This is a genomic window from Trichocoleus sp. ST-U1, from assembly GCF_039961835.1.
Taxonomy (GTDB): Bacteria; Cyanobacteriota; Cyanobacteriia; order Cyanobacteriales; family FACHB-T130; genus FACHB-T130.
The window spans coordinates 46,544-66,510 of the sequence record NZ_JAMPJZ010000021.1; the positions used below are offsets into that span (position 1 = coordinate 46,544).

15 protein-coding genes are annotated in these 19,967 nt (G+C 47.3%); 9 read left to right on the forward strand and 6 right to left on the reverse strand.

Annotated features, from left to right (window positions below; genetic code table 11):
• Positions 1 to 187: 187 nt before the first annotated feature.
• The 6 genes from NDA06_RS10465 to NDA06_RS10490 all read right to left on the reverse strand — a co-directional run bounded on the left by NDA06_RS10465 (position 188) and on the right by NDA06_RS10490 (position 8,131).
• The gene (locus tag NDA06_RS10465; protein WP_190986102.1) at positions 188 to 973 is read right to left on the reverse strand and encodes a peptidylprolyl isomerase; all 786 of its coding nucleotides are present in this window, start codon (positions 971 to 973) and stop codon (positions 188 to 190) included.
• A 142-nt stretch (positions 974 to 1,115) separates the two neighbouring features.
• Positions 1,116 to 3,941: an S-layer family protein gene (locus tag NDA06_RS10470; protein WP_190986103.1), complete on the reverse strand. Its 2,826-nt coding sequence runs from the start codon at positions 3,939 to 3,941 to the stop codon at positions 1,116 to 1,118.
• Positions 3,942 to 3,950: 9 nt separating this feature from the next.
• A complete protein-coding gene (locus NDA06_RS10475; RefSeq protein ID WP_190986104.1) occupies positions 3,951 to 4,994 on the reverse strand; it encodes a calcium-binding protein in 1,044 nt (347 codons plus the stop codon).
• Positions 4,995 to 5,671: 677 nt separating this feature from the next.
• On the reverse strand, positions 5,672 to 5,911 hold the full coding sequence (locus tag NDA06_RS10480; protein WP_190411057.1) for a hypothetical protein: 240 nt from the start codon (positions 5,909 to 5,911) through the stop codon (positions 5,672 to 5,674).
• A 335-nt stretch (positions 5,912 to 6,246) separates the two neighbouring features.
• On the reverse strand, positions 6,247 to 6,993 hold the full coding sequence (locus NDA06_RS10485; RefSeq protein ID WP_190986105.1) for a calcium-binding protein: 747 nt from the start codon (positions 6,991 to 6,993) through the stop codon (positions 6,247 to 6,249).
• A gap of 436 nt (positions 6,994 to 7,429) precedes the next feature.
• Positions 7,430 to 8,131: a calcium-binding protein gene (locus NDA06_RS10490; RefSeq protein WP_190986106.1), complete on the reverse strand. Its 702-nt coding sequence runs from the start codon at positions 8,129 to 8,131 to the stop codon at positions 7,430 to 7,432.
• Positions 8,132 to 8,313: 182 nt separating this feature from the next.
• Between NDA06_RS10490 and NDA06_RS10495 the strand changes: the two genes are divergently transcribed.
• The 9 genes from NDA06_RS10495 (at position 8,314) to NDA06_RS10535 (ending at position 19,881) form a co-directional block, all read left to right on the forward strand.
• Positions 8,314 to 8,502, forward strand: coding sequence for a hypothetical protein (locus NDA06_RS10495; protein WP_348251723.1), 189 nt, complete (start codon positions 8,314 to 8,316; stop codon positions 8,500 to 8,502).
• 335 nt (positions 8,503 to 8,837) lie between these two features.
• On the forward strand, positions 8,838 to 9,488 hold the full coding sequence (locus NDA06_RS10500) for a sigma-70 family RNA polymerase sigma factor (protein ID WP_190426806.1): 651 nt from the start codon (positions 8,838 to 8,840) through the stop codon (positions 9,486 to 9,488).
• Positions 9,489 to 9,511: 23 nt separating this feature from the next.
• On the forward strand, positions 9,512 to 10,504 hold the full coding sequence (locus tag NDA06_RS10505) for a DUF1822 family protein (protein ID WP_190986108.1): 993 nt from the start codon (positions 9,512 to 9,514) through the stop codon (positions 10,502 to 10,504).
• Positions 10,505 to 10,614: 110 nt separating this feature from the next.
• Entirely contained in the window at positions 10,615 to 12,987 is a 2,373-nt protein-coding gene (locus tag NDA06_RS10510) for a CHASE2 domain-containing protein (RefSeq protein ID WP_190986109.1), read from the forward strand.
• 32 nt (positions 12,988 to 13,019) lie between these two features.
• A complete protein-coding gene (locus NDA06_RS10515; RefSeq protein ID WP_190986110.1) occupies positions 13,020 to 14,078 on the forward strand; it encodes a DUF928 domain-containing protein in 1,059 nt (352 codons plus the stop codon).
• Between the two features lie 374 nt (positions 14,079 to 14,452).
• Positions 14,453 to 14,989 carry a hypothetical protein gene (locus tag NDA06_RS10520; RefSeq protein WP_190986111.1) on the forward strand — a complete coding sequence of 179 codons (537 nt, stop codon included), beginning with the start codon at positions 14,453 to 14,455 and terminating at the stop codon, positions 14,987 to 14,989.
• Positions 14,990 to 15,564: 575 nt separating this feature from the next.
• Complete coding sequence (locus NDA06_RS10525) at positions 15,565 to 16,089, forward strand: hypothetical protein (protein ID WP_190529753.1); 525 nt, start codon at positions 15,565 to 15,567, stop codon at positions 16,087 to 16,089.
• Between the two features lie 466 nt (positions 16,090 to 16,555).
• On the forward strand, positions 16,556 to 17,089 hold the full coding sequence (locus NDA06_RS10530) for a hypothetical protein (RefSeq protein WP_190529755.1): 534 nt from the start codon (positions 16,556 to 16,558) through the stop codon (positions 17,087 to 17,089).
• A gap of 161 nt (positions 17,090 to 17,250) precedes the next feature.
• Positions 17,251 to 19,881: an S-layer family protein gene (locus NDA06_RS10535; protein WP_190986112.1), complete on the forward strand. Its 2,631-nt coding sequence runs from the start codon at positions 17,251 to 17,253 to the stop codon at positions 19,879 to 19,881.
• Positions 19,882 to 19,967 lie beyond the last annotated feature (86 nt).

Here is a 19,967-nt window from a genome sequence, read left to right on the forward strand (position 1 = left end):
CGATGCTTTTGCTGAAAAAAACAGAATATTTTAATAAGTGATGCCTCAGATCTGTTTGAATCATTTTGACAGGTTTAGCACCACTCTTCTGTAGTTTATCAGAATAGTTCAATGCAAGAAAAATGCGTATTCTTGAAGTTGTTTTTAACACCTAAATAGAGCGATGCTCTACTTAGCGATCGCTCGTTTACGCCGCTGCCAGTTGACCGCTTGGTTCAACTTTACGATTTGTTGCAGCTCCCAGCCAAATTTTGTCTGCTTCGGGTAGATTCCCGATTTGCTCTTGCACCCACGATTCAAAAAGTTCTCGCAGCAATCGTTGACGCATGAATTCATTTAATTGGGCGGGAACTAACTTTTCTAGGCGCACAATGACCATCCATTCACCTAAAGGTCTGGGCGACCAAAGTTGATTCTTTTGACTAACCGATAGCAGTCTCGCCAGATGCGGGTGGAGAGTTCCGATCTCTACCGGGCCGATGGTTCCACCCGTTTGTGCTTCAGGCCCTTGGGAATACTCAGCCGCCAGTTCGCTAAAAGACTGCTCTTGTTCGGAAAGGCGGAAATAAAGTTCTTGGGCAATGCCTGGATCTTTCGTCCGAATCAACGAATAAATGGCTTGATCCAATTGACCTTTGCGCTTGAGAAAATAAGATTCTAGTTTGTTCCCCCAAGTCGCTTGTTTAAATTTTTCAATTCTTAACTTCCGGGTTGTCAAGGCTTCTAAATGCTCTTGGCTCATCCCGTAGCGCTCTAGCCAAGCTTGCTGTTCGGCTTCAGAAGTCAGTTGATTTTGCTGGTAGAAATTCCCGCAGGCATGAGCAATTTCTTCAGGCGTACAGTTAAAAGAAGCGATCGCACTGTCAATAATGCTCTCACGCAGCAATTGAGGAAACATTTGGTAGCTAGCCAGTAGGGGAATGATTTCCTCAGCGGTGATGGTGCGATTCCCGATTTGTAAAGCTGTAGTCATACCTGAGTCCCTTTGAATTTCTGGTTTGCGACTGATATTTTGAGCGCGATTGCACGGACAAAATCTGCAAATCTCTAAGGATGTATCAGCCTAAAAATCAGGAATTATGCAGTATGTTACAAAACTTTACTTGTACCCCTCTCTAGGAGCCAGCGCAGGAAGTGGCGTGAGGCACCCCTGTGGGCGATCGCGCGGTGAGAATGACCTCGCCAAAGTTATTCCTCACCCATCCTTGGGCTTCCATCAACTGCCTGGAACTCTCCCCGGTAGCCGGACGGCTGGGAACAACCGCAGGATTCGGAAGATTTCCGACTTGCTGAGTTATCAGGCGCAAATCGCTCCAAACGAGGTTGCTGCTGAGGGTTTCGCCGGGATTGGGTGGAATTCCACCGCGTCCGGTAACGACCAATTCGCTTTTTTGTTGCCCGACCGTGGTTCCACAACTTGATGCAATCAGTCCAGAGGCATCCACCAAGTCCGTCGGTAAAGCGACTACACCGCGACTGGGGTCAACATCCGGCGTATTGATTTCCACCACACCGTTCACGCCAAACTCAGAACTGGCGGTGATGTCGCTCAAGAGAGTTTCGTCTTCCCGAAACTGAATTCCAAAGATGCCTTGAGTCGTAATTTGGATATTCCCCCCATTGCCAGTAAAAGCATTGGCAGTAATGTCGCTATTTTCCCCAGGGACGGCGACGATAAATGAGCTGTTAATCGTGATGTTGCCACCATTGCCACCCGCACCTGCAATGCCAGCGGTACTTGAGATTCTACTGTTGTGGCGCAGCAGTAACAAATCCTGCACTAACACCATATTTCCCCCATTACCGGATGCAGTTGCTGCCGTAATCGTTGCCTGGTTATCTAAACTCAGGCTTTGAGCAGTCAGCTCAAGGTTGCCAGCACCTTTGGCATCGTTCGCTGGATTAAAACTGCTCGCGGCTACGGCTGCTCCATCCCGGAGCGTCAACTTTCCAGTATTAACCCTCAGACTTCCCCCGCGACCTGTGGCGTCAAAAACACCTGGAAAGCCGGGAATTCCTCCAGAAACAGCAAGCAAGCTACTGGGAAACTGACTGCCTTTAGCAGTACCTGCTAATTCCACAAACTCGGAAGCTTGAACGGTTAAATTTCCCGCATCCCCTGCACCTAAAGTAGAAGTCTGGATGACGGCTCCATCGCGGACGCGCAATCGTTCAGTCTCAACGCTTAAGGCTCCTCCATCTGCCTGGGAACCGATACCGCTTCCAGAAAATAAGCCGCTCGGAAAAGGCAAACCGAGCTGATTTGTCAGCAATTGACCGTCTGCGGAAACCGCAACCCCCGCCAGTTCAACGTCTGAAGCTCGAACTATCAAAGTGCCTGCCTTGGCTTGGCTAAACTTGCTAAGCGTCGTCACTGCAACTTGTGCCCCATTTTGAACGCTCAAGCGATCGCTCTCTATAGTTAAATTTCCTCCAGTTCCGGTGGCGTTTTGTTCTACTTGGGCACGCAAACTGCTTTGCCTGAGCGTATTGTTTTCATCGAAACCATAACCCATCGCTTCCACTTGGGTCGCTCTCACGGTTAAATCTCCGGCTTTCCCTTGCCCAAAAGTAGAAGTTGTTACTTCGGCTCCATCTCGGACAATCAATTGTCCAGTTTCAACAGTTAGATTTCCCCCATCCCCTTTTGCTCCCCCTTGGACTGTAGCCCGCAATCCACTCCCAATTTCGCGATCGCTCGATCTGCCACTGACTTCTACCGAATCGGTCGCACGCACCGTTAAATTCCCGCCCTGCCCTTGACCGAAAGTAGAAGTGGAGACTTGCGCCCCATCCCGGACAATGAATTTTCCGGTTTCAACGGTCAGATTTCCCCCAGATCCGGTGGCTGTTTTTGAATTAACCCTGGCAAATAAACCACTGCGATCGCCACTAAGCGAACTGCCACTAATTTCCACCCACTCCGAGCCAGTGACCGCTAAAGCCCCTCCAGGTGCTGAACCCAAGGTATTCGCCAGCATCTGAGAACCCTCTGTAAGCGCGATCCGCCTACCTTGGACGTGGATATCGCCTCCCCCATTGCCGCTGGTCGTTACCGTCGTTTGCTGGGACTGGATGTCTTGGAAGTTCTGGATATTCGGATACCCCAGAGCATAGCCTTGGGCAGTTGGGGTGAGGTTAACTTGTACGGGGGAAGCGGGTGTGATTGCTCCAGCCACGCCGCCTAATTCAATCCGTCCTCCCGCCGCCTGTAATCTTCCTCCCACGAGCGTCAAGTTACCACCCACTAGCCCCAAGGTTTTCCCAGACGGCACTTGCAGCTTCGCCCCCTGTACTTGAATGCTGGCTGCTGCTTTTCCAAATTGCAAACCAATCGGGACGCTGAGAGTCAGCAGGGGTGTCGTTTGGGGATTCGTGGCGCTGAACGAAGTTCCATCCGCCAAGCTGAGGCTAGTCGCCGTACTCGCCAAAAAAGATCCGCCAATCTTCAGCGCCGCATTTGAGCCAAAAGTAATCCCGTTCGAGTTAATTAGAAATAGGTTGGCTGTCCCGTTGGCTCGAATCAAGCCGTCAATCTTAGACTCCGAGGAACCCGTGACGCGGCTGATAATGTTTTGAATATTGGCAGCATTGTTAAAGTAAGCACTGCCGTTAGTAGGAATCGAAAATTCCTCAAAGCTGTGGAACAAGTTGGAGTTAGCTTGCGTACCTCCGGTAATTATTCTGCTGTTGCCACTTTGAGTAACGATGGAGGGCTGGGGTAGGGTTGAATCCTCGACAATTTGCGCCTGCATGGGGCTGGTTGTCACCAGACAGAACCCGGAAAGACTGCCAAAAAGCCAAAATGACAGAGAACGCAGTTTCATACACAAACCCCACCACTGGGTCGGATTCAACCATTTGCCTGAGTAAAAACGTATCCAGACGTCTGTCAGGATGAAAAAGGCGATCGCTTCCCAGAATAGCGTGCCATTTTGCACGCACGATATTTAAACAATAATCATGTCTGAGGCAAGGACAAAACCCGAATCGATTTGCACAGACGCCAACTGTGTCTGCTCAAAGAACAAAGCACCTGTGCTGCTGTCGTAGCTGAACTTATCGGATTGACCTTTCCCAATGCCGAAACCACTAGCAGAAATCTGAATCTTATCCCCCTCTAGGGAATTGAAGTCCAGGATGTTATCAATTCCCTCCCCCGGAGAATTAAAGACAAATTTATCCGCCCCCTCACCACCCGTCAGCCGGTCATTGCCAAAACCGCCGACGAGAGTGTCCTTGCCAACCTGACCCTTGAGGACATCATTCCCGTCGCCGCCAGATAACCAATCGTTACCAGACCAGCCCATCAGAAGGTCATCGCCAGCATCCCCATAAAGGCTGTCATTCCCATTTAAACCATCTAAAATATCATTTCCGGCTTCGCCGTACAGCTTGTCTTTACCGTAGCCCCCATTCAGATAGTCGTTGCCAAAACCACCCAGTAGCGTGTCCTTCCCGGCTTCACCGTAAAGGCTATCGTTGCCGTTCCAGCCATTGACGTAGTCTTTCCCGGCTTTCGCATAAACAACGTCATCCCCCTGATCGCCATATAGAGAGTTGTTGGCGGCATTACCGAAGATGGGAGTAACAATATTGTTAGCGTCTTCGATGGTAATAACGGCAGTTTTAATATTCGAGTTGAGGCTTAGCTGAATTGGAACAACGCCGTTGTTCGGATTGTTAGCATCGTTTTCCTTAAATGTATAGGTTTCCTGCGTAAACCCAAAAGGAGCTGAGTCCTTAATGGTCCATACTAGGGTGTCATTTCCATCAACGACATTATCGTTCAAGATTTGCAGGGGAATAGACGCTTGCCCGTCCACAAACTTGACATCAGCCTTAGCAAACCAGGGTTCGTCGAAGTTCTGTTCCCACTCGTTGAAGTTCCCTTGTCCTCCTGGAAGATCGTAGTCACCGCTGCCTTCGGTAGCTAGAAATATAGGAATCCCTGTCCCTTCTTGCTCGTCAACGATCGCATCTTCAAATTCCATAACTTCATCCCTCCAGAACAGGTAGATATGAAAGTAAGTTTTGATTCAGAGCGGCTGTTTGCCGAGAGCAAAAAATTTTGAAGATTGCTGTAAAGACAAGAAACGCGATCGCCTCAACAACTCAGTGAACTGATTTTTATCGCAGCAGCTTGAGGAAACCTCAATAAAACGGGTTTATTCGTGCCATCATTTCAGCCTTCCCTTAACATGGATAAATTAGAGGGACAGCTACTCTCTCGTAAAACTAAAATTTAGGCATCAAGCCAAAGCTACCCTGTCTCCAAAAAAACAAAACATTGAGCAAAGTGCAATCAATCACGGGAAATCACCGATTCCTTTCTATAGCAACCCGATTTGATTGGTCAGATATTTTTTAACGAACCGTCAAGGACGCGCCAGTCCTTAGGCGATGCAAAGCATTAGAAATCGAAAGCATAACAGCTCAAAATCCTTTAAAATTACTCTACCCTAATTACTAACAATATAAAGTATTTATTTTAGCTATTGATACCTTCTTAGCTTATTTTTACAACTGAATTTTGCCTGCAATTGACCAACCGCTCTACCTTTAGATTGGTAGTATAATTTCTATAAATCAATGGCACTCGTTAACCCAAAATTTACTCTCAAAATGTAGAATTGCCTAATATTCTTAACTTCTATTGTCTTTAGGTTCCTTAGAATTTAGGTGCTAAGCCCAGTGGCATCTGGAACGCAGAGTCACAATCAAGCCAATAGAGGCAAAGTTTATTAGTGAGAGTTGGCGCAAATAAATGGTTCATTGCCATTATTTTCTTTTGCTCAAGAATAAATTCGTTGTAATCAGCTAGGTTATCGAGTCCCAAGAGGTTCAGGATGATCTCAGTAACTAGCCAAACTGTTGTTTTAACGAATACTCTTTTCCACTGCGCCTTCATTGGTTTATACCTTCCGGGAAGATCGAGGTTTGTACCCTGGTTGCGGTCTCAATAAGATTGGGTTCTAGATGAACCGCTATAGACTTGTCAGATACAGGTGCAGTAGTTTTGCAAAGCTTTACAAACGTTTACAATGATTCTGCTAATCGGCAGGTACAGCAATATATTTGGGCACTTTACCTGTGCAATCCCGCCCTCTTTAGGGTCATTTGATGTCCCTTTCATATTGTTCAGCTAGGGGTAGTCATTGCCTCAGCAGAAAAAAAAGCCCCTCAGAGACATGAATCTCTGGGGGGAGGTGAAGTTATCGAGTCAAGTTATCCCGATGTGTCAACCTAAACGCTGACAAAGTCAGCAGAAGCGTAAACATTGGTCGTATCCTGAACCACCGCAATCAAGTCATTGCCCTTATAGATTGCTGTATCCAGCGCCGTGGTGCCTCCGAAGTCATAGCTCTTACTCAGGGTGTAGTCAGTGTAGCTGCCCTTGACCTGAATCTTGTCGCCCTCATTCCACTTGAAGTCAGTGATGGTTGCGTAGCCAGTACCTAGGTAGGAGACACTACTAGCGGTACCCAGAACGAAGGTGTCACCTTCGCTGCCACCACTCAAGGTATCGTATTCACCAACCGTGCCGCCATAACCATTCAGGTAGTCCTTACCGGCTTCGCCATAGAGTTTGTCACTGCCAGTGCCACCATACAGGCTGTCGTTGCCATAGTAGCCCAGCATCGTGTCGTTGCCTGCACCACCGGATAGGTAGTCATCCCCATACCAGCCATCCATGTGGTCGTTGCCTACTTCACCATAGAGGCTGTCGTTGCCGTAGCCGCCATTGATGTAGTCATCGCCGTAGTAACCGAGGATAGTGTCATTACCATCTTGACCATAGAGGTTGTCGTTGCCAGTCCAACCATCTACGTAGTCATTGCCTGCGCCAGCTTTCACAATATCGTCACCGGCTCCAGCATAGATAGAATCGTCGTAGGCAGTGCCGATGATCTGACCGTGATAGTTGAAAGGATAGCCGGGGCCGTTGTAGGTGTTGTTGTCGTTGTAAGCGGTGCCGTTAATAATCGCCATAATCTTTGCTCTTTAGGATTGCTTAGGATTGGTGTTGGTCGGGGTGTTGGAATCAATCAATCGCTTGAATCGGTTGATTGGTGGTCAGTGATGTCCAAAAGGTTTGTATTCTCAGGAAATGTTATTGTTCGCCGTTGCACTTCTAGAGAGCTTTTGAATCTCGCTGGTTGCTCTATCGACTGGAGGCGGTTGATGCTGCTGGGAAAACCAGAATTTACTTTGTTTTTTCCCTGGTGCATTTTGTTGACCTCTATGCACTTGTCAGCCTGAGTAGCGCTAGTTATGCAAGTTGTTACAAACGTTTACATGAAATTGTGCAACCATACAGTTTAAGTAAGGGTAGCGATCGCGTAAACAGAAAAGAAAAAAGCCCCCAGAGAAACAGGTCTCTGAGGGGAGGTGAAGTTATCGAGTCAAGTTATCCCGATGTGTCAACCTAGACGCTGACAAAGTCAGCAGAAGCGTAAACATTGGTCGTATCCTGAACCACCGCAATCAAGTCATTGCCCTTATAGATTGCTGTATCCAGCGCCGTGGTGCCTCCGAAGTCATAGCTCTTACTCAGGGTGTAGTCAGTGTAGCTGCCCTTGACCTGAATCTTGTCGCCCTCATTCCACTTGAAGTCAGTGATGGTTGCGTAGCCAGTACCTAGGTAGGAGACACTACTAGCGGTACCCAGAACGAAGGTGTCACCTTCGCTGCCACCACTCAAGGTATCGTATTCACCAACCGTGCCGCCATAACCATTCAGGTAGTCCTTACCGGCTTCGCCATAGAGTTTGTCACTGCCAGTGCCGCCATACAGGCTGTCGTTGCCATAGTAGCCCAGCATGGTGTCGTTGCCTGCACCACCGGATAGGTAGTCATCCCCATACCAGCCATCCATGTGGTCGTTGCCTACTTCGCCATAGAGACTGTCGTTGCCGTAGCCGCCATTGATGTAGTCATCGCCGTAGTAACCGAGGATGGTGTCATTGCCATCTTGACCATAGAGGTTGTCGTTGCCATACCAGCCATCAATGTAGTCATTGCCACTTCCGCCATAAACTGTATCGTTCCCGTCTTTGGCGTAAATGGAATCGTTGTAAGCGGTGCCGGAGAGTGTGTCGTTGTAAATGGTGCCGTTGATAATCGCCATAATCTTTGCTGTTTAGGATTGGTGTTGTTTGGTGTGTTGTCATCAATCAATCGCTTGAATCGGTTGATTGGTGGTCAGCGATGTCCAAAAGGTTTGTATTCTCAGGAAATGTTTTTGTTCGCCGTTGCACTTCTAGAGAGCTTTCGGACATCGCTCGTTGCTCTGTTGACTGGAGGCTGGTGATGATGCGTGGGAAACCAGAAGTTGGGTTGTTAATCTCCCCGTTGCATTTCGTTGACCTCTATGCACTTGTCAGCCTGAGTAGAGCCAATTATGCAGGTCGTTACAAACGTTTACATAAAATTGGCAAATATGGGTGGTTGTGCCTCAGCTCAGTGGGGAGAGAGGAAATGAAAAACCTTCCTACATAGGCTTTTCAGCTTTGGCACTGTAGATAAATGTTGTTCAAAGCGGCGTTAACAATTGCTTTTGACGTTGAAACATATCTTGGATCGCTCAAATGAGTGTCACTGAATCGTGCGACAGTTGGGCTATTTACTTTCAACCAGAGCGATCGCTATCCTTGAAGAACGCATAATTACGCGCCTAGTTCTTCCTTGCCACCTGCCGGAATCCTGATTCATCAGCTATCGAGAATCCGTAATCTCTAACTGTATGGAGTAGACATCAAGGGGAAAGTTATCTTAAATAGATACGCTTCCAGACAAAATTGGCGCTGTATCAACCGAAGGGGCGATCGCAAATTATGGATGGACTAGAGTCAAAGCTTCGCTATCTGGTGAAAGAAGCCTGTATGCACCCGCATGGAAGTGCCCAGCGCCAGAAAAACTTAACTAGGGTGATCCGCTTAATCGCACACAAGCTTTGGAAAGAATATACGCCTTACTATGAAGATGCACTGCAACAGACCTGGGTGTATTTCTGTCAAAACATCTGTGAAGGAAATACTGGCGAAGCTTATGACCCGAATCGCAGCAGTGTCATCACCTGGCTGAATACCTACCTGAAACGGCGGCTTCAAGATTTCTATATTGACGGTAAAAAACAAGAATCGAGAACCGTTACAGGTCAAGCCAAAAGGTCAAAGTCGGGCGATATCGGTGAAACGACTGACCCGGTGGATAGTCTGGAAGCCACTCCGGATGTTCCCCCCTTGTTGGACGACATCATAAAGTGGGTGGAAGCCGATTCTCAAGGTGAGTTGCGCCGCACGCACATTGCCGGTCGTCCCGAAGTGAATGCTCAAGCGTTAATCTTGCGACGCTTACCCCCAGAAGCTGGTTGGAAAGAGCTTTCAGCGGAATTTAACCTCCCCATTTCCACATTGAGCAGTTTTTATCAGCGCCAATGTATCCCTCGCTTGCGTAAATTTGGTGAATCGGAGGGATATCTATAAATAAAGAACGGAGCCGCCCAACCATGACTTTTAACCCCCACGAACTAGAAGATTTTGCCCTACCGTTGCCGATTACCCAAGCCGCACGCACGATAGCACAGCAGTTTGCCACTCAGCAGCCGACACCACACAAAGCAGAGCAAGTTCTCTTGAATACCTTATCTGTCTGTGTGGTTAATGATTACTTGCAGATGATGGGGATTCCCACCAATCTTGCAGCCAGTGATAGCTGGAATCCCATCGTGCGCTTATGTTCTGATGTAGCTGACTTAGAAGTGCGGGGAATTGGTCGCTTAGAATGTCGTCCGTTGAGAAGCACCGAACAAATCTGCCACATTCCCCCCGAAGTTTGGTCAGATCGAATTGGCTATGTGATGGTTCAAATCGATGAATCGATGCGAGAGGCAAGTGTGTTGGGATTTACCCCCAGCGTCACTACCTCAGAGTTGTCGATCGGTCAATTGCGATCGCCTGAAGATTTACTCGATCGCTTGCAGGAATTAATGCATCCGATTACAGCGGCTGCATCGTCCCTCACCCCTGCCTTCCGCAGAACCCAAGCCAACTTGAGCCAATGGTTCAACAATGTTTTTGAAGCCGGTTGGCAAACCGTTGAAACTTTGTTAACGCCAACATCAAATCTAGCCTTTAGTTTTAGAGGCGATGTACTTGCTCCCAGTTTGGAACAGCCAGAAGCTGCCGTTCGCAAAGCAAAATTGATAGACTTAGGGGTAGAGATTGCCGACCTTTTTGTTGCTTTAGTTGTTGAAATCAATCCAGAATCTGAAGAAAAAACGAATATTCTTCTTCAGGTGCATCCTATGGGTAATCAAGTTTATTTACCCCCTTCTCTCCAATTGATTGTCCTTGATGAATCTGGCTCTAATTTTCTAGAAGCTGAGTCAAGAGATGCAGATGATTACATTCAATTAGAGTTTAGTGGCAATTCTGGAGAACAGTTTAGCGTTAGAGTCGCTTTGGGGAATGCCAGCATTCAAGAAGACTTTGTTATTTAGCGATTATTTGTAAACTTGAGACACCTCTTGTAATCCAAGAGCAATTTTTCCAGTTATCTGGAAACAACCCTTACATTTAATTACTGAAAACTAATCGTCCTACCGTCAAAATGGTTAAATTAGTTGTTATAAAACTATGGAGTGGTTCTTTTGAAGAAGGTTTCCCAGTCTCATTACAAATTGGGAACGATGGTGAACGCCCTTCGATAGAAAGCGTTGGAATGTTACCTCCCGCTCCAGACATTCCCCAACACTACACCATCTGGACAACCGCTTATCGTCGCTTGGGAGTGCCCTACAGACTAGAAGCAAAAATTAGTCAACCGACTAATGTTGCCAAGATTGATGACTGTAGTTTGGCAGCCAATGTATTGCGCGATCGCTTAAATGTCTGGCTAAATTCAGAGCCGTTTCGGGCAATTCGAGAAAAACTCTTAGAACAATTAGTTCCTGCCGATGAAATTCGGTTCATTATCCAAACCGAAGACGTTCAGCTACGGAAATTACCTTGGCATCTTTGGGAATTATGCGATCGCTACCCAAAAGCCGAAATTGCTTTAAGCGCTCCAGTCTACGAACGTGTAGAACAACTCTCATCGCCTATCGAGAAGGTGAGAATTTTGGCAATTTTGGGGAATAGTACGGGAATTAATACCCAAGCCGATCGAATTTTATTAGAGCAATTACCCGACGCGGAGATCAGATTCCTGGTAGAACCACAGCGGGAAGAATTAACCGAACAGCTTTGGAAACAAGGCTGGGATATTTTATTTTTTGCCGGTCATAGTTCCAGCCAGAAGAATGGCGGAACGGGACAAATTTATATTAATCAAACAGAAAGCTTATCAATAGAAGAACTTAAATATGGATTAAAAAAAGCGGTTGAACGCGGGTTAAAAATCGCGATTTTTAACTCTTGCGATGGGTTAGGTTTGGCAAAAGATTTGGCTTCTTTACATATTCCGCAAATTATTGTGATGCGGGAACCCGTACCGGATAAGGTTGCACAAGAATTTTTGAAGTCTTTTCTCGAAGCCTTTGCTCGTGGTGAGTCTTTTTATTTAGCAGTACGGGAAGCACGGGAAAGATTGCAAGGACTAGAAGCTAAATTTCCTTGCGCGACGTGGTTGCCAATCGTTTGCCAAAATCCGGCTGTGTTGCCACCGACTTGGCAAGGAATCGTTGGGAAGAGGAAAGAAGAATTCCCGATTCTCGATTCCCCTGTGCCATCCCCCTCCCGATCCTCCCAGACTCAACCTCAAACCTGGCGGGGACGACTGCGGGTAGCGTTGCTTGCCAGCGTAGCGATCGCATCATTGATCGCCGGGGTGCGGCATCAGGGAATGCTGCAATCAATAGAACTAAAAGCTTTTGACCAAATACTGACCAGGCGACCCGATGAAAAGCCAGATCCGCGCCTTTTGGTGATTACCATTACTGAAGCAGATGTTCAAGCTCAGAATCCAGAACAGAGGCGTGGGTCGTTGTCAGATCCGGCACTCAATCAACTGTTGCAGAAACTAGAGCAGTATAAACCGCGAGCGATTGGCTTAGATATTTATCGAGATTTTCCAGCATTACCCAGTCAGAAAGATTTAGCCAATCGGTTACGCCAAAGCGATCGCTTAATTGGTATTTGCAAAGTCAGCGATCCGCAGGCGGAGGAACCGGGGATTCCACCACCGCCAGAAATCCCAACAGAACGTTTAGGGTTTAGTGATTTCATGGTCGATTCCGATGGAGTGGTTCGTCGCCATCTGTTATCGCTGAAACCAGACCCCGCCTCTCCCTGTACGGCTTACTACGCCTTCAGCGCCCAATTAGCATTCCGTTATTTAGCGGCAGAAGGCATTGTACCGACAATTAATTCAGAGGGGTTCTTGCAACTGGGTAAGGTGGTTTTTAAGCCTTTGGAGAGTTTTACAGGTGGCTACCAAGGAACCGATGCCTGGGGTCATCAAGTGCTGCTGAATTATCGCTCCCACCGCTCCCCGGAAAATATTGCGGATCGAGTGACCCTCAGAGAAGTTCTCAACGGTCAGATCGATCCCAATTCCATCAAGGATCGGATTGTTTTGATCGGCACGAGTGCTAACAGTTTTCATGACTATTGGCTCACACCCTACAGTCAAGGTCAGTGGGCTGAAAAGCAAATGCCGGGAGTATTTGTGCAAGCGCAAATGGTGAGTCAAATGATTAGTGCAGTGAAAGATGGGCGATCGCTATTATGGGTGTGGCCTCAGTGGGGCGAAGTTTTTTGGATTTGGGGCTGGTCTTTACTGGGAGGGTTGTTCGTCTGCTATCTGAAGTCCCCGGTCCACTTAGGGATAGCGATCGCCGCCGCACAAATCTTGTTGTATGGTTTATGCTTGGCACTGTTAATCCAAAGCGGTTGTTGGGTGCCTTTGGTTCCACCAGCGCTAGCCTTGGTAGCGAGCAGCACCAGCGTAGCCGTGTATGCAACCTTTCGAGCTAGACGATAGTCACTCACCTTAAAATTCCTTCGACTAGCTATATGAAGTTCCCTTTTAAACAGATAATCCTTGCCAGAGCGATCGCGCAGCGTGCCAAACCTTATATCTTGCACCTGAAAAACCTAAGCCCCCCTTCGCCTTCCCTGCAAGGCAAGACTGAGTCGGACTCCCCTCGCCTTGCAGGAGAGGGGTTGGGTCAGAGGTCTCCTAATACAAGCGGTGCCAAATGGCATACCCTCTTCCTGGTTGCTTTTATCGGCAGTTTGACACAAATCCCCGTAAAACCTGCTTTCGCAGAAGTCTTAACCGTACAGTCCAACGCGCCACCACCACCAGCAGACCGTAGCGCCCCCACTGGACGACGGCAAGGAGGCGCTAGCCGTAGCCCCGGCACCCTTCTGTTCAAGGCACCCCCACCACCAGCAGACCGCAGCGCCCCCGCTGGACGACAGCGAGGAGGGGCTAGCCGTGGTACGTGTCCAGCCGCGATCGGCGAGGAGCCTCTGACTGCCTTGGTGCCTGCGACTCAGACAAGTTTGAATGAAGGACAATCTGGGAACTCACCCTTAAAAACCTTTGAGTCCGTATGGGCATTAACGGCTGCTGAGGCTCCTACCTTTTGGTATTACATTCCTTATGCGCTCACACCCGACCTGCCTGTGGAATTCATCCTACAGGATGACCAAGGTAACAATGTCTATCAAACCAAGTTCATCGCATCCCAAAAGCAGCCTGGTGTAGTCAAAGTGCGTCTTCCGGCTACAATAGCGCCCCTAAAAGTGGGCAAGATGTACCGTTGGTTTTTCATGATTGATTGCGATCCGGATGCTCCGCCCTTGGTTGAAGGGTCAGTTCAGCGGATTGCACCTTCTGCCACTTTGATGAGTCAGTTACAGAAAGCAACCCCACGGGAACGTGTGGTTCTTTATGCCAAACAAGGAATCTGGCATGATGCCCTCACTGCTCTTGCTGAACTCCGGAGTACGAATCCAAAAGATGCTGCCCTCACTGCTGACTGGGTAAGTTTATTAACCTCTGGTGGCTTGGAAGCGATCGCTCAAGAACCTGTAATTGATTGCTGCACCGCTCAACAACAGTAAACAAACAAGTCTAATTTGGCCTCAAGGCTTTGGCAGGCGATTGCGGATTATGCGGTAATTCACCGGATTTGACATCGAAGCGATCGCACTCCTCAATGATTCGTGAAGGCGAGATACCCGACTTCAAGAGAGAAGCCGGGTATCTGAAGGGCTAGCTCACCATTAAAACAAGATTCCTATCAATCGATGCTGTTAGCTTCAGCCCTGCTTACATAACTAAATTTCACTTTTGTCCAAAAAATACTAAAGAATCCGGAAGCTAAAAATTCGGTTTGTAGATAAATGTGTTTCTAAAAAAGTAGGAAACTTCAGTGTTGTATATTTCAACACTAAAATCACAGCCAAACCACTAATTTTTTCAAGGACTAATTAATATGGCACTTATCAATGGCACTGTAGGAAACGACCCGAATTTGAAGGGAGGTACAGAAAATGACACCATCAATGGTTTTGCCGGAAACGATAACCTCTATGGCGGCAATGGCATAGATACCCTCAACGGTGGAGAAGGCAATGATACCTTAGTTGGAGGTGCTGGCTTTGACACTCTCACGGGCGGTCCTGGCGCTGATATCTTTGTATTTAAAGGCTATATTAACCACACTCCACCGTCGGGCGGCGTTGTCCATGTTCAGAGTGCGGATGGTTTTGACACCATTACAGACTTTAATCCAGATCAGGATGCTATCAAAGCATTTGTTTCTGAGCCTGGTATTCCTCCCCATTTTAAACACGTTACAGGCCCACCCATCATACCTCCAGGGGATGTTCTTGGCGCGCTGACAAATAGCGGCTTTGTCAGCACATTTCCAACGCTTGACCTTAGTAGTTTTTTGATCGATCGCATAAGTTACGTAAATCAATTTGAGTCGGGATTTAACCCAATTTTCACACAATCGCTGCTGTTTTAAATTCCCGAACTTTGAGCGCTAGACATGACCTAGTAAAAACGCTTAGCTGTCACTGTTCTAGCGCTCAGATAAATGTGCAAAATAAGATTAACTTATCTCAGTTAAGTGTCACTCAATTAGGTGACACTTAAACGAGCTACCACAAATATGTTTTGCCAAAACAAGCGACTGACAACAAGTTTTGAAAACAGTTAGACTTATAAAATAAAAGTCGAAAGTTTGTTGCTCAAAAAATTATTTTCAATCAGTTCTATGCCCTTAGTCCAATTCCAATGGCAAATAGTCACTCAATGCACTGAAACCCCTCCTGTTTGGAGAAGGTTGAAAGAATTTTATAGCGTTTCTCAGTTGAGTGGAATATATTGCACGTTCCCGCTGCCTTGGTAAGGACATAGCATTGCCATGTTCCTACAGAATGTATCGCAACCAAGCGAGAATTGCTATACAACTAACCTCGTATTTAGCTGCAAAGCGAATAGAGTTTTTAACTGAGTAAGTTTCCACAAAAGCGGATAGTTAGCCTTATATCTTTTAACACTAAACTACCACCAAAACATTAGGAAAGAGTAATCGACATGGCACTTATCAACGGCACTTTGGGAAATGACTCTAATTTGACGGGAGGCACAGAGGATGACACCATCAATGGTTTTGCCGGAAACGATAACCTTTATGGCGGCAAAGGCATGGATACCCTTGGCGGTGGAGAAGGCAATGATACCTTAATGGGAGGTGCTGGCCCTGACACTCTCACGGGCGGTTCTGGCGCTGATATTTTTGTATTTAAAGGCTCTGTTTCATATGGAGTTAACCCAAAAGGCGGTTACTACGTTCAGAGTGCTGATGGTTATGACATCATTAAAGACTTCAATCCATCTGAGGATGCTATCAAAGAATTTGTTTCTGATAAACCTGGTATTCCACCCCATTTTAAACACGTTACAGGCGCACCCATCCGGCCTCCCCTGGAGTTTCTTGGCGCGCTGACAAATAGCGGCTTTGTCAGCACATCCCCAACACTTGACGTTAGTATTTTTTTGAGCGATCGCATAAGTTACGTAAATCAATTTGAGTCGGAATCAAACGCGATTTTCATATAATCGTTGCTGTTTTAGGTTTCCGAAATTTGAGCGCTAGATATGACCTAGAAAAAACGCTTGGCTGTCACTGTTCTAGCGCTCGGATAAATCTACTAAATAAAATAAACTCATATCATCTAAGTGTTACCTAACTGAGTGAAGCTGAACCGAGCTACCACAAATGTATTTTGCCTGAACAAGTGACTGGTAACAAGCTCACAAAATAGTTAACCTTATAAAGTAAGGGTTGAATAAAGGTTTGAAATTTGCTGAGCAAGAGATTAGTTTCAAGCAGTTGTGTGCCATTAATTCAATTCCAGTGGCACATTGTCACCCAATGTCTCCAACCCTTGAATTGCTATACAGCTAATCTCGCATTTAGCCGCACAAAGATAGAGTTTGTAGCTGAGTGAATTTCTCTAAAAACGGGCGTTTATTGTTGTATTTTTTAACACTAAACTACCAACAAAAACATTGAGTAATCGACATGGCAATTATCAACGGCACTTCTGGAAATGACCCGAATTTAAAGGGGAGTGTAGAAAATGACACCATTACTGGTTTTGAAGGAAAGGATGACCTCTATGGCGGCGATGGCATTGACGATCTCATCGGTGGCGCTGGCGATGATACCTTAGTTGGAGGTGCTGGCTTTGACACTCTCACGGGCGATGCTGGCAGTGATATTTTTATATTTACCAACGTTATTAGCTGGGGCATACAGCCGGGAGTTGGCTATTATGTCCAAAGTGCTGATGGTTTTGACATCATTAAAGACTTCAATGTAGCTCAGGATGCCATCAAAAGTTATGTGCCCGCTACTCCGACTCCTAACGTTCCTGCCCATTTCAAACATATCGTAGGCGCAATGCTTAACGAGCGACCTCTGGTTGGGTTCGCTTTAGCAAATAGCAACTTAGTCAGCCAAACTCTAAAAATTGACCCTAGTAGTTTGGTGAGCGATCGCGTAACTTTTGCAACTCTATTCGAGTCAAGTTTGAACTTGAGCTTCACGGAATAGGTGCTAGTGGAAATTTGGGTAAATCTGGGAGTATTTAAACGCTCAATTCCCATTTTTAAGGTGGGTTAGGAAAGAGCGAAAAATTTCTAGACATCTTATAAACTTTGTTGCAGTGAAATACCATACTCAGTTTTTCACTTACCTGAATGGAGACAAATGCTGTGAATCCTAAAAGCTGGCTCCAGCAGACTTTGCAGTTGGGGCTGGTATGCACGTTGGCGATAGTAGGGGCGCTTTTCAAAGTCAGCCGCTTATGTTCCCAGATCGTACCCGATGAAACTTTAGAAACTGAAAGTTCTGTAGTGGTACCTTTTGCTCCTGGCTTCCCAGTTGAATTCATCTTTGGCGGAGCAACGCGGGGTTCCAATTTGTTCCACAGTTTTAAACAATTCGACATTGGAGAAATCCGAGCCGCCTATTTTCTCTCTCCTCCAGAGATTAAAAACATACTGAGTCGGGTGACAGGAGGGAGTCGTTCCGAGATTCTGGGGACGCTGGGAGTAATTGGCGATGCCAATCTATTTTTAATGAACCCCAATGGGATTCTCTTTGGATCAAAAGCTTCTCTGGATATCGGTGGTTCGTTTGTAGCAATGACAGCGAATGCAATTGCGTTTGACACTCAGGGTGTTTTCAGTGCTTCTGCGCCGAATGTTCCCCCAATTCTGACGGTTAATCCTTCAGCTTTTTTATTTAATCAAATTGCCCCTCAGCCGATTGTCATTCAATCTGAGATAGGTTTACAAGTTCCTGATGGTCGGAGTTTGTTGTTAGTGGGTGGGGATATAGAGTTGCCAGCAGGGCAATTAAAAGCTCCCGGCGGTAGCGTCGAGTTGGGAGGAGTGGCGCAAGCAGCAACCGTAGAGCTAAATGTTGATGGTAACAATCTGCATTTGAATTTTCCGGCAGGGGTGCAACTATCAGATATTTCCCTAACAGAAAAAGCGGTCATTGATACCAGTGGTGAGGGTAGCGGTGCTATCCAGCTTTCAGGCAAGCGGATTACGCTCACCGATGGCTCAAAAATTGAGGCGAACACCATCGGGTCAAAACCAGGAGGGAAGATTACAGTAACTGCACAGGAGTCCCTCGAACTCTTAGCAGGAAGCCGCTTGTTAACCCAGACTATCGGGGATGGCGCGGCTGGAGACGCAACAATTGAAACGGGACAGTTGATTGTCAAAGATGGGTCGCAGATAGGAAGCGTTACTTTTAGCACTGGTCAGGGGGGAACGTTAAGCGTATCTGCTGCAAAGTTTGTGGAACTGATTGGTACTTCAGCAGATGGGGTAGATGTTAGTGGCTTGTTTACTCAAACTGAAGGTGCTGGAGCCGCCGGAAACTTAACGCTGAAAACGGATCAGCTAACTCTCAAAGATGGGGCGCAGGTCTCAGTTTCTACGGTTGATGCAGCAGGTCAGGGCGGCAAATTGAGTGTCACCGCACAACAGTCCGTACAATTGATTGGCACCTCCGCAAAAGGGAATCCTAGCGGTTTGTTTGCAGTGACTCAAGGCGGCTCCGGAGCTGCTGGAGACTTGACCATGAAAACCGGACAGTTGATTGCTCAGGATGGGGGACAGGTTTCTGCTTCTACTTTTGGCGGCGCGACAGGCAAAGGCGGAACGGTGAGCGTCACCGCAGATTCGATACAACTCATTGGAACGTCAGCAAATAGTCAGTTTAGAAGCGGCTTGTTGGTGGGGACAACAGGTAGCGCCGCAGCGGGAGACTTGACGATTGAAACGGGACAGTTGACTGTCCAGAATGGAGCGCTGGTATCGGCGGGAACTTTAGGGGAGGGTCAGGGAGGAAAATTGACCATCACCGCCAAGAAGTCTGTGCAGTTGGTAGGAATATCGGCAGATGGGCAAGCCAGCAGCTTGCTGACTCAAACATCAGGGACTGGAACTGCGGGAGACTTAAAAATTACCACGGGGCAGTTAATTGTCCAAGATGGCGCTCAAGTCAATGTCAGCAGCCAAGGGACGGGAAATGCAGGCAATCTAGAAATCGAGGCAGGTTCAATTCTTTTAGACAACCAAGCCGCCTTGACTGCAACAACCAAATCGGGAAATGGCGGCAATATTACCCTACAAGTGCAGGATTTATTGCAGTTGCGCCACGGCAGTAGCATTTCCACTACCGCAGGCACCGATAAGACAGGTGGAAACGGCGGCAATATGGACATAAATGCCAAATTCATCGTCGCCGTCCCTAAGGAAAATAGCGACATCACTGCGAATGCCTTTGAGGGCCGGGGAGGGAATATCAACATCACCACCTCTGGCATCTTTGGCACCCAGTTTCGCCCCCGCCTCACGCCAGAAAGTGACATCACCGCGAGTTCGGAATTCGGTGTAAATGGCGCAGTCAATATCAATACTTTGGATGTCGATCCCAGTCGCGGGTTAGCGACTTTACCCGCAGAGTTGGTTGATGCGTCTGGATTGGTGGCACAAACTTGTCCGACTGGTGGGGGGCTTGCACAAAGTGAATTCATCTTGACTGGGCGCGGTGGATTGCCGGACAATCCCAGCGAAACCCGAAGCAGCAGCGCCGTTTGGACAGATTGGCGAATTTCTCAAACAAGCCGTCCAAATCGGATCTCGCATGCTGCAAAAGCTTTCCCTCGCTCAACTGCGGTTGCCAAATCTCAGACTCATTCCCCGGCGATGCCTTTGGTGGAAGCGACTGGATGGGGGAGAAATCATCAAGGTGAAGTCGTGCTGATGGCTGCTGTTTCTTCTTCCCCTAAGAGTTTAGCGTTAGCGTCCCAGTGTCCTCGCTAATTGCGATCGCGTCTTGATGATTCAGTGTCAGCAAGTTAGTTCAACTTTTATGGAAAAAGGTTAAACGTGAGCATCTAAATGGGTAG

Coding starts and splice junctions, on each gene's coding strand:
- NDA06_RS10485 (WP_190986105.1), bottom strand. CDS start 6,993: ATGGCGATTATTAACGGCACCGCTTACAACGACAACAACACCTACAAC.
- NDA06_RS10515 (WP_190986110.1), top strand. CDS start 13,020: ATGAAGTTCCCTTTTAAACAGATAATCCTTGCCAGAGCGATCGCGCAG.
- NDA06_RS10480 (WP_190411057.1), bottom strand. CDS start 5,911: ATGAAGGCGCAGTGGAAAAGAGTATTCGTTAAAACAACAGTTTGGCTA.
- NDA06_RS10495 (WP_348251723.1), top strand. CDS start 8,314: ATGATGCGTGGGAAACCAGAAGTTGGGTTGTTAATCTCCCCGTTGCAT.
- NDA06_RS10490 (WP_190986106.1), bottom strand. CDS start 8,131: ATGGCGATTATCAACGGCACCATTTACAACGACACACTCTCCGGCACC.
- NDA06_RS10465 (WP_190986102.1), bottom strand. CDS start 973: ATGACTACAGCTTTACAAATCGGGAATCGCACCATCACCGCTGAGGAA.
- NDA06_RS10505 (WP_190986108.1), top strand. CDS start 9,512: ATGACTTTTAACCCCCACGAACTAGAAGATTTTGCCCTACCGTTGCCG.
- NDA06_RS10510 (WP_190986109.1), top strand. CDS start 10,615: ATGGTTAAATTAGTTGTTATAAAACTATGGAGTGGTTCTTTTGAAGAA.
- NDA06_RS10530 (WP_190529755.1), top strand. CDS start 16,556: ATGGCAATTATCAACGGCACTTCTGGAAATGACCCGAATTTAAAGGGG.
- NDA06_RS10520 (WP_190986111.1), top strand. CDS start 14,453: ATGGCACTTATCAATGGCACTGTAGGAAACGACCCGAATTTGAAGGGA.
- NDA06_RS10525 (WP_190529753.1), top strand. CDS start 15,565: ATGGCACTTATCAACGGCACTTTGGGAAATGACTCTAATTTGACGGGA.
- NDA06_RS10500 (WP_190426806.1), top strand. CDS start 8,838: ATGGATGGACTAGAGTCAAAGCTTCGCTATCTGGTGAAAGAAGCCTGT.
- NDA06_RS10475 (WP_190986104.1), bottom strand. CDS start 4,994: ATGGAATTTGAAGATGCGATCGTTGACGAGCAAGAAGGGACAGGGATT.